The sequence below is a fragment of the Sandaracinobacteroides hominis genome (assembly GCF_016464365.1).
Taxonomy (GTDB): Bacteria; Pseudomonadota; Alphaproteobacteria; order Sphingomonadales; family Sphingomonadaceae; genus Sandaracinobacteroides; species Sandaracinobacteroides hominis.
Genome location: NZ_JADCUC010000001.1, coordinates 146295 through 160334, shown reverse-complemented (window position 1 = coordinate 160334; position 14040 = coordinate 146295). Strand labels below are relative to the sequence as shown.

15 protein-coding genes and 2 tRNA genes are annotated in these 14040 nt (G+C 66.0%); 10 read left to right on the top strand and 7 right to left on the bottom strand.

The annotated features are described in order from the left end of the window. The first annotated feature begins 19 nt into the window (after window positions 1-19). Genes IM784_RS00865 through IM784_RS00855 form a run of 3 tightly spaced genes read left to right on the top strand, consistent with a single transcriptional unit; the run spans window position 20 to window position 1136 of the window. Window positions 20-619, top strand: a complete 600-nt coding sequence (locus IM784_RS00865) for a 5-formyltetrahydrofolate cyclo-ligase (protein WP_199553413.1) — start codon at window positions 20-22, stop codon at window positions 617-619. Further along, complete coding sequence (locus tag IM784_RS00860; RefSeq protein ID WP_199553412.1) at window positions 619-828, top strand: DUF2842 domain-containing protein; 210 nt, start codon at window positions 619-621, stop codon at window positions 826-828. Before IM784_RS00865 ends, IM784_RS00860 begins: the two co-directional genes overlap by 1 nt. 26 nt (window positions 829-854) lie before the next feature. After that, window positions 855-1136, top strand: coding sequence for a chorismate mutase (locus IM784_RS00855; RefSeq protein WP_235976454.1), 282 nt, complete (start codon window positions 855-857; stop codon window positions 1134-1136). Window positions 1137-1179: 43 nt separating this feature from the next. Here the strand turns inward: IM784_RS00855 and IM784_RS00850 are convergent. Together IM784_RS00850 and IM784_RS00845 are read right to left on the bottom strand one after the other, a co-directional pair. Beyond that, window positions 1180-1256: transfer RNA gene (locus IM784_RS00850), tRNA-Asp, on the bottom strand. 109 nt (window positions 1257-1365) lie between these two features. Next, entirely contained in the window at window positions 1366-2268 is a 903-nt protein-coding gene (locus tag IM784_RS00845; protein WP_199553410.1) for a haloalkane dehalogenase, read from the bottom strand. 109 nt (window positions 2269-2377) lie between these two features. On the opposite strand from IM784_RS00845, the gene hemF reads away from it, so the two are divergent. Then, window positions 2378-3262 carry an oxygen-dependent coproporphyrinogen oxidase gene (gene hemF / locus IM784_RS00840; RefSeq protein WP_199553409.1) on the top strand — a complete coding sequence of 295 codons (885 nt, stop codon included), beginning with the start codon at window positions 2378-2380 and terminating at the stop codon, window positions 3260-3262. A gap of 41 nt (window positions 3263-3303) precedes the next feature. Here the strand turns inward: hemF and IM784_RS00835 are convergent, their stop codons facing one another. Next, window positions 3304-3960, bottom strand: coding sequence for an energy transducer TonB (locus IM784_RS00835; RefSeq protein ID WP_199553408.1), 657 nt, complete (start codon window positions 3958-3960; stop codon window positions 3304-3306). 149 nt (window positions 3961-4109) lie between these two features. Beyond that, window positions 4110-4886: an SDR family NAD(P)-dependent oxidoreductase gene (locus tag IM784_RS00830; RefSeq protein ID WP_199553407.1), complete on the bottom strand. Its 777-nt coding sequence runs from the start codon at window positions 4884-4886 to the stop codon at window positions 4110-4112. A gap of 87 nt (window positions 4887-4973) precedes the next feature. Here IM784_RS00830 and glpK point away from each other — a divergent pair, with 87 nt between their 5' ends. From glpK to IM784_RS00815, 3 genes are read left to right on the top strand one after another with little or no spacing between them, the layout of a single operon-like run. Continuing rightward, window positions 4974-6440 (top strand): glycerol kinase GlpK, encoded by a 1467-nt coding sequence (glpK, locus tag IM784_RS00825; protein ID WP_199553406.1) that lies wholly within the window; start codon window positions 4974-4976, stop codon window positions 6438-6440. 17 nt (window positions 6441-6457) lie between these two features. After that, window positions 6458-7183 (top strand): MerR family transcriptional regulator, encoded by a 726-nt coding sequence (locus tag IM784_RS00820; RefSeq protein ID WP_199553405.1) that lies wholly within the window; start codon window positions 6458-6460, stop codon window positions 7181-7183. Then, window positions 7180-7836, top strand: coding sequence for a 1-acyl-sn-glycerol-3-phosphate acyltransferase (locus tag IM784_RS00815; RefSeq protein WP_199553404.1), 657 nt, complete (start codon window positions 7180-7182; stop codon window positions 7834-7836). Before IM784_RS00820 ends, IM784_RS00815 begins: the two co-directional genes overlap by 4 nt. Here IM784_RS00815 and IM784_RS00810 read toward each other — a convergent pair. Then, window positions 7814-9121 carry a hypothetical protein gene (locus tag IM784_RS00810; RefSeq protein WP_199553403.1) on the bottom strand — a complete coding sequence of 436 codons (1308 nt, stop codon included), beginning with the start codon at window positions 9119-9121 and terminating at the stop codon, window positions 7814-7816. The two genes, IM784_RS00815 and IM784_RS00810, sit on opposite strands and share 23 nt — an antisense overlap. After that, window positions 9114-10502: a glycosyl transferase family protein gene (locus tag IM784_RS00805; protein ID WP_199553402.1), complete on the bottom strand. Its 1389-nt coding sequence runs from the start codon at window positions 10500-10502 to the stop codon at window positions 9114-9116. Before IM784_RS00805 ends, IM784_RS00810 begins: the two co-directional genes overlap by 8 nt. 115 nt (window positions 10503-10617) lie before the next feature. Between IM784_RS00805 and thyA the strand changes: the two genes are divergently transcribed. The 3 genes from thyA (at window position 10618) to IM784_RS00790 (ending at window position 12854) form a co-directional block, all read left to right on the top strand. Next, entirely contained in the window at window positions 10618-11529 is a 912-nt protein-coding gene (thyA, locus tag IM784_RS00800; RefSeq protein WP_235976453.1) for a thymidylate synthase, read from the top strand. A gap of 19 nt (window positions 11530-11548) precedes the next feature. Then, window positions 11549-12688: a beta-ketoacyl-ACP synthase III gene (locus IM784_RS00795; RefSeq protein ID WP_235976452.1), complete on the top strand. Its 1140-nt coding sequence runs from the start codon at window positions 11549-11551 to the stop codon at window positions 12686-12688. Between the two features lie 79 nt (window positions 12689-12767). Further along, a tRNA-Leu gene (locus IM784_RS00790) sits at window positions 12768-12854 on the top strand. Window positions 12855-13228: 374 nt separating this feature from the next. Here IM784_RS00790 and IM784_RS00785 read toward each other — a convergent pair. After that, complete coding sequence (locus tag IM784_RS00785; RefSeq protein ID WP_235976451.1) at window positions 13229-14014, bottom strand: energy transducer TonB family protein; 786 nt, start codon at window positions 14012-14014, stop codon at window positions 13229-13231. Window positions 14015-14040 lie beyond the last annotated feature (26 nt).

Below are 14040 nucleotides of genomic sequence, written 5' to 3'. Positions count from 1 at the left end.
CCTATAAGAAAGGCCGCGGATGCTGAGCGAGGCCGGAGCCGACAAAAAACTCTCCCGCCGAACCGCCCGCGCCGCGCGTTCCGCCTTCCTGGGCGGCCTCTCCCCTATCCTCCGCGTCGGCCTCGAACGCGCTCTGGCCGACATCACCATCCCCCATCTGGGCCCACCCGCCATCCTCGGCACCTACGCCGCCATGGGCGACGAGATAGACCCCACCAGCGTGGAAATGGCCGCCATGGCGCTCGGCTGGCGCCTTGCCTGGCCGCGTGTAACCGGTGCCGCTCCGCTGAGCTTCCACATATCGGACTATCCCAGCCTCAAGCCCGGCTTCCGCGACATCCTGGAGCCCGACGCCACCGCCCCCGTCGCCCGCCCGGATGTCCTGCTCGTCCCGCTCCTCGCTGCCGACCGACAGGGCAATCGCCTGGGCCAGGGCGCCGGCCATTATGACCGCACGCTTGCCGAACTGCGCAGCCACGGCCCGGTCCTCGCCATCGGCCTCGCCTTCGACATCCAGATTGTCCCCGCAGTCCCGGCAGATCGCTGGGACCAGCCACTCGACGCCATTGCGACACCAACCGCCTTCCACCCGGCAGGCACCAGCGCTAAACGCGCCTGATGACCCGTTCCCTCAGAAGGCCGTTCGGCATCCTCGGCCTCATCGTCGCCATCTTCGCTTATGCCCTCTTTGCGGTCTGGCTGTTTGAGCCGGTGGCTAAATTGCATCCGCTGATCCAGCTGCCGATCTGGGCCATCCTCGGCGTCGCCTGGGTAGTCCCGCTGAAGCCGGTCATCATCTGGATCGAAACCGGAAAGTGGAAGGCATGAGGCCCGCCCCCGAAAGCTGCAAAACTATGGCCGACGTCCGCGAAGGCGTCGATTCCGTCGACCGCGACCTCGTCGCCCTCCTCGCCGAACGCTTCCGCTACATGGACGCCGCCGCCCGCATCAAGCCGGCCCGCGGCCATGTCCGCGACGAAACCCGCAAGGCGCAGGTAATCGCCAACGCCGGGCGCGAAGCAGCCCGGCTGGGCCTCGATGCAAAAATAGTTGAACTGCTTTGGGATCAGCTCGTCGAAGCGTCCATCGCGCATGAGCTGGAAGAGTGGGACAGGCTCCGCGAAACCGCGAAATAGTCTGTCCCCTGTCTTGATTTCGGCCTGAAGGCCAAGTCCAAAGTGGCGCGAGCGACGGGGCTCGAACCCGCGACCTCCGGCGTGACAGGCCGGCACTCTAACCAACTGAGCTACGCCCGCGCACTTTGGAGGCGCGGCTTTATGCGCGCCTCCCTACCCTGTCAACTGACTTCCTGATTTTTCCGCATGGGTTTTCGGGTCTGCCGTTCCGGCAGCATCGAAACATGCTTCACGCGCTCACCCAATCCACAAGATATCCGGCAATTTCCTCGCCCGCATCCTCCTGAAGGAAGTGCCCCGCCCTTTCGATGATCCGGTGCGGCTGTCCCTTCGCCCCGGGAATCCGCGCCTGCAGATGCTTTTCCGCGCCCAGCGTCACGAAATCGCTGTCGCCAAACAAGGTCAGGAAAGGCTTGTCGAATGCCTCCAGCACCTTCCAAGCCTCGCGATTCTCCGCCGCTCCATCCATCTCCGGCGACGTCGGCACCAGCATCGGGAAGCGCCGCGCCCCTGCCTTGAAGCTGTCATCCGGATAGGGCGCATTATAGGCGGCCCGCGCCGCATCGCTCAGCCCGCGCACGGTGCCGCCGGTCACGATGAACCCCGAATCGAAATCCGGAACGCTCTGGCTGAAGTTCCGCCAGGCCTCGAAAGCAGGGGAAGCCTTTCCATCCCCGGTCGGCAGGAAGGTGTTCGCTGCACAAACCCTTGCAAACCGCTCCGGCATGGCCGTCACCAGCCGCAGCCCGATCAGCCCGCCCCAATCCTGGCAGAACAAGGTAACGTCGGACAGATGCTGCGCGCGAAACCATTGCAGCATCCAGTCCACATGCGCCGCATAGCTGTAATCGCTCTGCTCCGTCGGCTTGTCGGACCGCCCAAAGCCCACGAGATCGGGCGCAAGGCAGCGATAGCCGGCCGCCACCAGCACCGGAATCATTTTCCGGTACAGATAGGACCAGCTCGGCTCGCCGTGCATCAGCAGCATCACCGGCCCATTCGCAGGCCCCGCCTCGGCATGGGCGATCCTGATCGCCCCCAGCGCCCCGCCATCGACCTCGGTATAGACAGTCTCGAAATCCCAATCGGGCAGCCCCGCGAATCGCGCATCGGGCGTACGAACTACAGCCATTTTCATCTCCCCGGAATTTCCCGCAATCTGCACGCAAACTATCGGCACTTGCAAGGCCATATTGATTCAAATCATTGTCCACCGCCCTTGCAGATGGCACGAGGCAAGGATGACCGATTTTGACCACCAGCAACTCGCCGCGGAAAGCTGGTTCCGCACGCTGCGCGACAGGATCACCGCCGAGTTCGAAAAGATCGAGGATGAAGGCGCAACCCTCCCCGCCCTCCCCAACGCGCCGGCGGCACCGGGCCGCTTTGTGTACACCCCCTGGGATCGGCTGGATCACACCGGCGCCCATGGGGGCGGCGGAACCATGGGCGTGATGAAGGGCCGCATCTTCGAAAAGGTCGGGGTCAACATCTCGACGGTGCACGGCCAGTTCAACCCGGAGTTCGCCAAATCCATCCCCGGTGCTGCCGAAGACCCCCGCTTTTTCGCCACGGGCATCAGCCTGGTTGCCCATATGGCCAACCCGCATGTGCCCGCCGTCCACATGAACACCCGCTTCCTCGTCACCTCAAAGCGCTGGTTCGGCGGCGGGTCGGACCTGAACCCCGCCCTGCCGCGAGACGAGGATACTGCCTTTTTCAAGGGCGCGTTCGAAGCCGCCGGCAATCGCCACGATCCGGCCCACTGGCCCAGGCACAGCGCCTGGTGCGACGAATATTTCCACATCCCCCACCGCAACCGGAACCGCGGCGTCGGCGGCATTTTCTACGATTGGCTCAACGTCGAAAGCGAAGACGATTTCGAGAGGAATTTCGCCTACACAAGGGACGTCGGCGAAACCTTCCTCGCCACCTTCCCGGTCATAGCGCGGCGGCGCATGGCAGAAGCCTGGAACGAGGAGGAACGCCTCGCCCTGCTCCGCTACCGCGGCCTCTATGCCGAATATAATCTGGTTTACGATCGCGGCACGGCCTTCGGCCTCAAGACCTCCGGCAACATTGATGCCATCCTGATGAGCCTGCCGCCGGAAGCCCGCTGGGATTGAGAAGCGGGGGCGGCCGCGACCGGCGCGGCCGCCCCTCTCCCCTATTTCATCGTCTTCAGCTGCCACGTCACCTTGCGGCTCATCTCGGTCTCCACCGCGCGCCCATCGACCGTCGCCGGCGCAAAGCGCCACCGCCGCTCCGCCACCTGGCAGGCCCGCGCATCCAGCCGCTCAAAGCCGGACGTGCGCGCAATCGTGCAGTCCTTCACCCGGCCATCCGTGCCGACCGTGAAAGACAGCATGGTCTGCCCTTCCTCCCCGGCCCGGCGCGAGGCATCCGGATAATCGTCCGTCGACAGCCCGACCGTCCCGCCGAGCGCCCGGGGCGCCACCCGCACAGGTTCGGGCGGCACAATCGGCACCACCGCCGTTTCACCGATCCCTGCCGCGATCCCGTCTTCGGGCGCAGGCTTCGCCTGCAGAACCTCGTCCGATTTCGCGGGCAGAATATCGATCTGGAGGACCGGCTTGACCACCGTCACCGGGATATCGTCGATCTTCATCGGCAGCTCTTCCTGCTGCACGACAGGCGGCTTCGGCTTGTCCAGCGTCACAACAATCGGCTCCAGCGGCCGTTCCGGCCCCACCGCCACCGCCAGCCCGAACAACAGGGCTGACCCCAGCGCCGCATGCAGCGCCCCAACCCCGACGACAGCCTGCAACCGACGCGAAGTCCGATCTTCGTTCAGATAAGACATAAACGCTCCTCCCAAAGCGGGCGCGTCCGGCGTACCTGTCACGCCAGAGGCGCCCGTGCCGGCGCCTCCTCTCCCTCCAACGGATCTGGGCGTCAGCCCCTAATACTTCTCACAGGTCATTGGCCGCAACAAGGGCCAAGCCTGCACACTTAAACAAATTTTCCCGGCACCGTCGGATGGCTGGAGGACAGCCCGCCATCCACGGCAATTGCCTGCCCGTTCACATAGCTCGCCTCGTCCGACGCCAGGAACACCGCAACTGCCGCCTGCTCCTCCGGACTGGCGTAGCGCCTGAGGGCATTCAGCTGCCCCAACCGGTCCTCCTTGCCCCGCGCCCGCGCGCCCTCGAACATCGGCGCTGTCATTCCGGTCTCGGTCAGACCCGGGCATATGCAGTTAACCCGCACCCCGGTTCCCCCCAGCTGGTTCGCCGCGGTCTGCGTCAGGTTGATCACGCCGGCCTTCGAAGCCGAATAGGGTATCCCGCCAGCCCCCGAACGGATGCCGGCAACGCTCGCCGTAGAGACAATCGCGCCCCGCCCCACGGGCACCATCACCCGCGCCGCTTCCCGGATCGCCAGAAACACACCGATCAGGTTCACCCGCAGCACCGCCTCCCACTCGGACACCTGCAAGTCCGCCAGCATGGTCATCCCGCCGGAAACTCCCGCATTGGCAAACACCGCATCCAGCCGCCCGAAATCGCGCACGGCGCGGTCCACGGCCAAGCCGACAAACGCCTCGTCCGCTGCATCGCCCACCAGCCCCACGGTCTTGCCGCCGGCCGTCTCCACCACTGCCTGCACCGCGTCCGATCGGTCGGCCGCCAGCACCGTCGCCCCCTCGCGCGTGAACTGCAGCACTGCCGCCCGGCCGATGCCCGAAGCCGCCCCCGTCACCAGCACTACCCGTCCCTCAAAGCGCATCCCACTCTCCCCAATCCGGCTTTTGCCACTCTCAGCCGCCAATTTCGACGCTTGCGAAGACCGGCACAACCCGCCAGCACTGTCAGCATGGGCGACCTTATCCTGGCCATCGATTCCGGCACCACCTCCACCCGCGCGCTCGCCTTCTCGCTTTCGGGCGAGATCGTCGATGTTGCGCAGCATGAAATCACCCAGCACTTCCCGCAGCCGGGCTGGGTGCAGCACGACGCCGCCGAAATCTGGCAACTGACCAAACGCGCCGCAGACGAAGTCATGTCCCGCGTGGGCGATCGCGTCGCTGCAATCGGCCTCACCAACCAGCGCGAAACCATCTGCTTCTGGAGCCGCCGCAGCGGCCAGCCGCTCGCCCCCGCAATCGTCTGGCAGGATCGCCGCACGGCAGAAACCTGCGAACAGCTGAAGGAGGCCGGCCACGAAGCACATGTGCAGCAGAAAACCGGCCTGCTTCTCGATCCCTATTTCTCCGCCGGCAAGATCGGCTGGACACTCGCCAACGTCCCCGAGGTCCGCGCCGCCGCAGACAGCGGCGATCTCGCCATCGGCACCGTCGAATCCTGGCTGCTCTACAATCTGACCGCCGGCGCCCTGCACCTCACAGACGCCACCAATGCGTCGCGCACCCAGCTGATGGATCTCGCCACCGCCAGCTGGTCGCCAGAGCTTCTCGACCTGTTCGGCGTCCCCGCCGCCGCGCTGCCCGCAATCTCGCCCACGGCAGGCCTGCTCGGCGAAACCCGCGCCTTCGGCAAGCCGCTCTTCATCTCCGGCATGGCGGGAGACCAGCAGGCCGCCACCATCGGCCAGGCCTGCCTGTCGCCGGGCCTCGCCAAATGCACCTATGGCACCGGCATCTTCATGCTCGCCAACGCCGGCAGCACGCCGCCCATCAGCCACAACCGGCTGCTCGCCACCTACCTTGCCTCGCAGCCGCTGTCCTACGCGCTCGAAGGCTCGATCTTCGTTGGTGGCAACGCCGTCAAATGGCTGCGCGACGGCCTTGGCATTCTCGACACCGCCGCCGAATCAGAGGCGCTCGCCACATCCGTTCCCGACAACGGCGGCGTCAGCTTCGTCCCCGCCTTCGCCGGGCTCGGCGCCCCCCACTGGCAGCCGCATGCGCGCGGCACCCTTACAGGTCTGACGGGCGGCACCACCCGCGCCCACATCGTCCGCGCCACGTTGGAGGCCATGGGGCAACAGACGGCAGACCTGATCGACGCCTTCCACGCCGACGACGTCCAACCTTCCGCGCTCAAGGTCGACGGCGGCATGGTCGCCAACAACTGGCTCTGCCAGGATATCGCCGACGCCACCGGCCTCCCGGTCGAACGCCCGCGCAGCATTGAAACCACCGGCCTGGGCGCCGCCATGCTGGCAGGCGTCGGCGCCGGCATCTTCCCCGACCTTGCCGCCGCCGCCTCAGCAATGGTGCATGCAGACCGCATCTTCGAGCCGGCCAACAGCGGGGAAGACCGCATGGAGCGCCGCGAGGACTGGAAGAAAGCGGTCGCCCAGACGCTCGCCGGGCTGTAAGGCCAAAGACCATGCGAATGCGCGATCTTGAAAAGGCGGCCGGTGTCTCGCGGGAAACGATCCGCTTCTACATCCGCGAAGGCCTCCTCCCCGAGCCGGAGCGCACCCACCGCAACAGCGCCACCTACACCGAAGAACATCTCGCCCGCCTTCTCACCATCCGCCGCCTGAAGGACGAGCGCTTCCTGCCGCTCTCCGTCATCCGCGCCCTGTTCAGCGGTCAGCAGGCCGGCTGGCTCGAACCGCAGATGCTGCCGGAAATCGATCATCTGCTGCGCGATCGCCTGGATGCAGAGGGCGAGCGCGTCGACGCCGCGCAGTTCGTCGTCGACAATGGCGGCGAACCCGATCACCTCGCGGATACCATCGCCGCCGGCCTGATCGCCCCTGCCACAGACGGCACCATTTCGCCCCGCGACCAGCGCATCCTTCGCCTGCTGATCGATGGGGGCCACATCGGCTTCACGCGCGAACGCGGCTATGGCGGCGAAGGCTATGGCCGCCTCGCCGACATCATGCACAGCCTCGCCGAAATCGAAGTCCGCGAGTTCTTCGCCCGCGTTGCCCCGCATGTGGGAGAGCTGGAGGCGGCCGACATGGCGGAACGCGGCATCGGCCTCCTGAACCAGCTGATGGCCGAGCTTTTCACCCGCGAAGTCCTCGCCCTCCTCTCGGAACGCCGCCGCACGGCCAACGACAACCGCTCCGAAGCGGCCAGCAACGGGCAAGACCAACAAGCGTGAACCCGCCCCCCGGCACCCACATCCGCTACGATCTCACGATCGCGCGCATCGGCCCGCCACGTGGCTTCGGCGTCGAAATCTACCGCTCTGCATCGAGGCTCGTCTTCTTCCTGGGCCGCTGGAAAGTCGCCGGCGATTTCCCGCCCCACCCAAAGGCCGTGGTTCTTGCCGCCCCACACACATCGAACTGGGATGGCATCTGGATGATCGCCGCTGCCGGCATCTATCGCATCCGCCTGCACTGGATGGGCAAGGCCAGCCTTGGACGCGGCCCACTTGGCTGGCTGGCAAAGGCCGGCGGCCTGATCCCGATCGACCGCTCCGGCGGCAAGGATCTCGTCCGCGCCACCGTGGAGGCCTTCGAAACCAGCGAACAGCTGCTCATCGCCATTGCGCCCGAGGGCACGCGCGGTTCTGTCGGCGAATGGAAATCCGGCTTTTACCACATTGCCCGGCTGGCCAACGTCCCGATCATATTTGCGGTGATGGACTATGGCACCCGCACCGTCCGCATCAGCGGCGAGATATGGCCCAGCGGCGACTATGCGGCAGACCTCGCCGTCATCCGCACCCATTATGCCGACGCCCGCGGCCGCCACCTCGGCAAATTCTCGCTCGGAGAGGCGGCGCCTAAAATTCCCCCGCAACCGTAATCACCGGGCCGGATCCGGGCAGCGCATTCCCGGCGGCGCGCCAACGGTAATCAACTTGCGCCGTAAACGGCCAGGGGCTGATCTGAAACCGTGCAGAGGGCCCCAGATCCAGCCGCGAAGCCGTCACCCCATAGCTCCGCTGCACGCCACCCCACACACCCGCCCCGCCGTCGATATCCACCCTCCCCATGCGGAACAGCGGCGCCGCCCCCCGCGCCTGCGCTCCGCCATAGACGTCCGGCTGGCTGGTAAAGCCCTCCACCACGCCCGCCTCGCCATAGCCCTCCAGTTTCAGCGGCACGCCGAACGCCTTCGCCCTGCCCTGTGTGCCGCCGGAAACCCGCGCCGCCCAGGCATTGCGCGAATAGACCCCCAACGCAAAGCGCCGCTCCACATCGACGGCCACGGGCAGCGAACGGAACGGCTGCAGCCTGAGGCCCAGCGCCGCCTCCGTCGTCTCACTGTCGATCCCGCCATCCGGTCGGGCAGCAGCCGTCACCCGCCCCACCACCGATACCCGCGCCTTCCCCAGCGGGTTCACCAGATAGGCGATCGCCGCCCCGCTCTGCCCGCCGCCCAGGATGGGAGACGCGGCCAGCGGATCGCCTGTCCCTCCACCCCGCGAAAGCGTATAGGCCGCCAGCGACCAGCGCCGCGTCAGCTGCTTCACATCCGCCTCCCACGCCGCTGCTTCAGGTGCGCCCGGCGCCATCGCCTGCGCCGATTTCAGTAACCGCACGCCCTCGCGCAGATCTCCAGCCCTGATCGCCGCATAGCCGGCCGTTGCGGTCGCATGCGCCGCATTCGGAACTGCGGGCGCTGCATCCGCCGCCGGCTTCGAAACCACCTGCTCCGCTCCGCTCCCCGCCGGCAGCCGATAGTCCAGCGCCAGCATCGGCGGCGGCGCCTGTTCGGTCACCACCCGCACCACGCTCTCCTGCGGCCGCCCCGGCACCTGCTCGATGCGGATCGTCGCCGGCTCCGCGCCACGCGGTCCCCAGCCAGCCGCGATCAACCGCGCCACCGTCTCTTCCGCGACCCCCGCCGCCACCCGCGCCGCCACTTCCGCCGCCAGCCGCACATTGTCGTCGCTCGGCACAGATGCCCGCGCGCCGCTCTCCGGAACGCCTTCCAACCCGATCGCCGATTGCAGCCGAGCCTTCTCCGCCTCGGTTTCCGCCATCCAGCCCGGAAGCCGCCCCACGGCCCAGCCTGCCGCCAGCACCAGCAATATCTGATAAACCCTGAGCGCCCGCCCCGAACGCACACCCCCCACATCACCCATTACGCGCAAGTTCTCCATCCGTCGGAAAGCGATGCTGCGTCTTCCCCCACTCAGTTCCGCCGGTGCCCAGCATGGCCCGGTAACGCTCGGCCGCTCGCACGGCCGCCAGGAAGTTGATGGCATTGGCAACAATGGCGCGAGGCACGGCAAACAGCCCTTCCACCGGCCCATAGAGGCGCGAGGTGAACCAGAAGCGCAGTATCAGCCGCCACGCCAGCAGCGCTGCATTGAACAGCAGGAACCAGGGCAACAGCTCCGAGGCGCCCCCCAGCAAAGGCGGCAGCGGATGTCCCAGTCTCTCGCCCAGTTGGCTCCGCAGCATCAGCTGGGCCGCCAGCAGCAAGGCCGCACCATATCCCATCACCGCAATCGCTGCGGTAAACAGCCCCTTGCGGTCGCGCAGCAACATCCAGCGCACGGCAGGCCCGCCGCCCCATCCCAAACGGTCCCATCCGGAAAGCGCAATTCCCGTCAGCCAGCGCGACTTCTGCTGCACCGCCGCTTCGATCGTGGATGGGAAATAGGCCCGCGTCGCCACCAACCCGTCCGCCATGCGCACACGCGCCATCCGCCCTGTCAGACCCATGGCGTGGATCTTGTGGCCGATCTCATAATCCTCGGTCAGGCTTCCTGCATCGAACGGCGCATTGTCCGCCCCCGCCAGGCACGCAAGCACCTCCCGGTCGATCGCCGTTCCGACACCAGCAGAGGGCACCGGCGCCCGCAGCACCGCCCGCACCAGCATATCCTTTGCGTGCGCCTGCGCAAATTCATCGGCATAATGGCCGGAAACCCATCTCGCGCGGCGGTCGATCAACGGCACCACCGGCAGCTGCACCATCGCCAGCCCCGGCATATGGCGGTCGTAAACCGACAGCGATTGCGGATGCACAACATCCTCGGCGTCGTGCAGCACGATCGCCTTGAAACGTCCTCCCCCGGCCTCTTCCGCCAGCACCGCCCTCCACAGATGGTTCAGGCAATCGGCCTTCGTGGTCGGCCCGGGCCGGCTCGTCACCACCAGCCGCACCCGCGCATCCGCCACCGAACGCACGGCTTCCTGTGTCGCCAGATCATTGGGATATGCGCCCACGAACAGCAGGAAATGCGGATGCTGCATGGTCGCCAGCAGCCGTTGCACCATCGCCCCGATTACCGCGGATTCGTCCCATGCGGGAATGATGACTGCAAACCGCCCCGGCCTCTCCGGCTCCGGCGGCAACGCCGGCGCCCTGCGGAAAGCCACCCGCGCCAGCCAGATCGTATCGACGGCAATATCGTCCAGGCTGGAAAGGGCGATGCCGATGCCGCTCACCCACAGCAGTTCGCGGGTAAGCACGGCAAGCACGGCAAGCAATGGCACCAGATCGGCAGGAGTCATCCGCCTCCAAACGCAACACGATAGCTCGACCCACGAATTGCCTAGCACGCCAATGAAAGGCTTGGAAAGCACCGCGCCCGCTTGACGCACCCCTCCGTTTGGCTAGCAGTCGCGCATGCCTTCTCCACTTCCGGAAACCGCCGTCCTCGATCTCATGCGCCGGGTCTGGGAAACCGGCAGCGAACGCCGTGACCGAACTGGCGTCGGCACCCGCGCCCTCTTCGGCGCCACTCTCCGCTTCGATCTCTCCGACGGAAGCGTCCCCCTCCTCACCACCAAGCGCGTGTTCTGGAAATCCGCGGTGAAGGAACTGATCTGGTTCCTGAACGGTGAAACCTCGATTCGCCCCCTCGTCGCCCAGGGCGTCCATATCTGGACCGACTGGCCGCTCGAAAAATATGCAAAGGCGACCGGCGAACAGCTCAGCCGTGACGAATTCGAGGCCCGCATCCTCGCCGACGATACATTCGCCGCCAAATGGGGCGAACTCGGCCCCGTCTACGGCAAGCAATGGCGCCGCTGGCTGGGCCCCGACGGCCGCGAGCACGACCAGATCGCCGAACTTCTGAAGGGGCTGCGCGAAAACCCCGCCAGCCGCCGCCACATCTTCACCGGCTGGAACGTCGCCGAACTCAGCGGCATGGCGCTCCCGCCCTGCCATATGACCTACCAATATTTCGTCGAACCGCGGGGCAACGGACCAGCAAAGCTCTCCGGAATCCTCTATCAGCGCAGCTGCGACCTTGGCCTGGGCTTCCCGTTCAACATCTTCGAAGCCGCACTTTTGCTGCGCATGCTGGCGCAGCAAACCGGCATGGTGCCCGGCGAAATCATCTGGATGGGCGCAGACGTCCACCTGTACCTGAATCACGCCCACCTGGTCGAAACCCTGCTGTCGCGCGAACCGCGCCCATTCCCCAAACTCGATCTTGCCAAGGCGCCAGACCTCTTCAGCTACCGGCTGGAGGACGTGACGCTGACCGGCTATGATCCCCACCCCGCGATTGCTGCGCCCGTCGCGGTCTAAACGAGCACCGGAGAGCCAATTGAGCCCCACAGTCCAGAATCCAACGCCCGTGATTTCCGCCACCGGCCTTTTCACCCCGGCCGACAGCATTTCCAACGCCGAGTTGGTCGAAAGCTTCAACACCTGGGTCGCGCAGGAAAATGCCGCCAACGCTGCCGCCATAGAGGCGGGCGAAGCCGAGCCGCTCGCCGCCTCCTCCGTCGAGTTCATCGAGAAAGCGAGCGGCATCAAGGCCCGCTACGTCCTTTCCAAGGCGCCCATCCTCGATCCCGAAGTCATGGCCCCGCGCCTCGCCGAGCGTCCGAACGAGGAAATCTCGGTGCTGGCCGAAATCGCCGTAAAGGCCGCCCGCGAGGCCCTCACACGCGCCGGCCGCGATGCGAGGGATGTGGACGCCGTGCTCTGTGCCTGCTCCAACCTGCAGCGCGCCTATCCGGCCATCGCCATCGAAGTGCAGGCAGCGCTCGGCATCGAGGGCTTCGCCTTCGACATGAACGTCGCCTGTTCGTCCGCCACCTTCGGCATCCAGACAGCCGCCGATTTCATCCGCGCTGGCCACGCCCGCAGCGTCCTGGTCGTGAACCCGGAAATCTGCTCCGGCCACCTCAACTGGCGCGACCGCGACAGCCATTTCATCTTCGGCGACGTTGCCACCGCCATCCTCGTAGAAGACAAGGCCATCGCTCCCGCCCTGCACTGGGAGATCCTGGGTACCCGCCTGAAGACCGAATTTTCCAACAATATCCGCAACAACTTCGGCTTCCTGAACCGGGCCGCCCCCGAAGGCGTCGGTCAGCCCGACAAGCTGTTCAAGCAGGAAGGGCGCAAGGTTTTCAAGGAAGTGGTGCCGATGGTCGCCGAGATGATCAACGGCCACATGATGGATCTCGGTCTCGAGGCCTCGGGCTTGCGCCGACTCTGGCTGCACCAGGCCAATGCCGGCATGAACCGCCTGATCGCCGGCAAGGTGCTGGGCCACGAAGCAAGCGCCGACGAAAGCCCGACCGTGCTCGACACTTATGCCAACACCTCGTCGGCGGGCTCGATCATCGCCTTCCACCTCAACTCCGACGATCTGGCCAAAGGCGACACCGGCCTCATCTGCTCGTTCGGCGCCGGATATTCCGCCGGCACGGTTTTTGTCAGGAAAGCTGCCTGATACCCGCTTGAACAGCAGCGCAGGTGCTGCTAGGGCGCGCGCTCACCAGTCGGGAGCCCCGCTCCTGAGACATCGGCGTGCGGTCGTGGCGGAACTGGTAGACGCGCAGCGTTGAGGTCGCTGTGGCCGAAAGGCCGTGGAGGTTCGAGTCCTCTCGACCGCACCAACAATTCATCCCAACATGTTGGTATATACCCGATATTTCCCTGTGATGGAAATATCGTGCCATCGTTTGTCCCCACAGCCGCTGGGATTGAACTGCCGGCAGCCTCGGCGCCTTCCAACGCGCGCTGTGGCCAAATTCCAGCGATTCTGCTCGGCGCTCCGCCAGCGTTTCGCAGGTCAAAGGAAGGACTTTGAGATAGAGCCACATATTGCCGCCGTAGACAACGTTGGTGCCCCAAGGCAGCCAAGGTCGTGGATAAGAATCAGCGGCTAGGATCGTACTGAGCGATACTCCACTGGTGACGCAAACTGCTCGGTGGTGCGGCGCGGGCGCCTGCATGGCAGGCGTGCTTTTTTTGGCCCTTGGCGGCCCTCTCAGCGCCGGACGAAGAACTCGACCGGCACTGACAGTTCCAGTTCGTCGGGCCGTTCCTGCGGAATCGGGGGCAGCGGCTGGGCGCGGCGCAGCGTTTCCAGCGCCGCGCTATCCAGAACCGCGGAGCCGGAGGAGCGTTGTATCCGGGCTGACAGGATAGTGCCCGCCCGGTTCATCCGGAATTGCACATAGGCTACCCCTTGCTCCCGCCGCGCGCGGGCAGCGGCTGGATAGCGGCGATATTTCTCCAGATGCGCCAGCAGCAGGGCCTCCCAGCTTGCCTCCACATTGCTCGATGGCTTGGTGGCGGGCGGCGCCGGGATCGATTTTGGCGCCGTCGTCTCGGGGATGGGCGGCGCCTCGACCACCTGTTCTGCCGGTGCCTCCATCGGCTGGCTGAGAGGGGAGGGCGCCTGGATCGGGGGTGGAGGCTCGGGCCATTCCTTTTCTGGCTTCTGTTCCTTTTGCTCCACCTGCTGCGGCCCTTCGGGCACGTCGCGCACCTCCTCTGGCGTGGAAAACGACAGAAGCTCTACCACCAGCGGCGCGGGCGTTACCGCGACCGGATAGACCATGCCCCATGTGAAGACCGTGGCACCGACAACCAGCAGCACCAGCACACCGGTGCCACCCATCCCTTTCAGCCGGGTGCCCCAGTCCAGCGGCTGTTCGCTATAGCGAACATGGCCATCGCCCGACGACATGAAAGCGGGCGCCACGGGCGACGGGCAGGTGTCAGGCGCCGGATCGGCAAGCTCCACCCCCGATGGATCGTACAGGGCCATTTGTTCAGGCTCCCCCGCCGATGCGC

Excerpts from the sequence above, each read along its gene's own strand:
- IM784_RS00785 (WP_235976451.1), bottom strand. The coding sequence starts at position 14,014 with ATGGCCCTGTACGATCCATCGGGGGTGGAGCTTGCCGATCCGGCGCCT.
- IM784_RS00805 (WP_199553402.1), bottom strand. The coding sequence starts at position 10,502 with ATGACTCCTGCCGATCTGGTGCCATTGCTTGCCGTGCTTGCCGTGCTT.
- hemF (WP_199553409.1), top strand. The coding sequence starts at position 2,378 with ATGACCGATTTTGACCACCAGCAACTCGCCGCGGAAAGCTGGTTCCGC.
- IM784_RS00855 (WP_235976454.1), top strand. The coding sequence starts at position 855 with ATGGCCGACGTCCGCGAAGGCGTCGATTCCGTCGACCGCGACCTCGTC.
- IM784_RS00835 (WP_199553408.1), bottom strand. The coding sequence starts at position 3,960 with ATGTCTTATCTGAACGAAGATCGGACTTCGCGTCGGTTGCAGGCTGTC.
- IM784_RS00820 (WP_199553405.1), top strand. The coding sequence starts at position 6,458 with ATGCGCGATCTTGAAAAGGCGGCCGGTGTCTCGCGGGAAACGATCCGC.
- IM784_RS00845 (WP_199553410.1), bottom strand. The coding sequence starts at position 2,268 with ATGGCTGTAGTTCGTACGCCCGATGCGCGATTCGCGGGGCTGCCCGAT.
- IM784_RS00865 (WP_199553413.1), top strand. The coding sequence starts at position 20 with ATGCTGAGCGAGGCCGGAGCCGACAAAAAACTCTCCCGCCGAACCGCC.
- glpK (WP_199553406.1), top strand. The coding sequence starts at position 4,974 with ATGGGCGACCTTATCCTGGCCATCGATTCCGGCACCACCTCCACCCGC.
- thyA (WP_235976453.1), top strand. The coding sequence starts at position 10,618 with ATGCCTTCTCCACTTCCGGAAACCGCCGTCCTCGATCTCATGCGCCGG.
- IM784_RS00860 (WP_199553412.1), top strand. The coding sequence starts at position 619 with ATGACCCGTTCCCTCAGAAGGCCGTTCGGCATCCTCGGCCTCATCGTC.
- IM784_RS00830 (WP_199553407.1), bottom strand. The coding sequence starts at position 4,886 with ATGCGCTTTGAGGGACGGGTAGTGCTGGTGACGGGGGCGGCTTCGGGC.
- IM784_RS00810 (WP_199553403.1), bottom strand. The coding sequence starts at position 9,121 with ATGGGTGATGTGGGGGGTGTGCGTTCGGGGCGGGCGCTCAGGGTTTAT.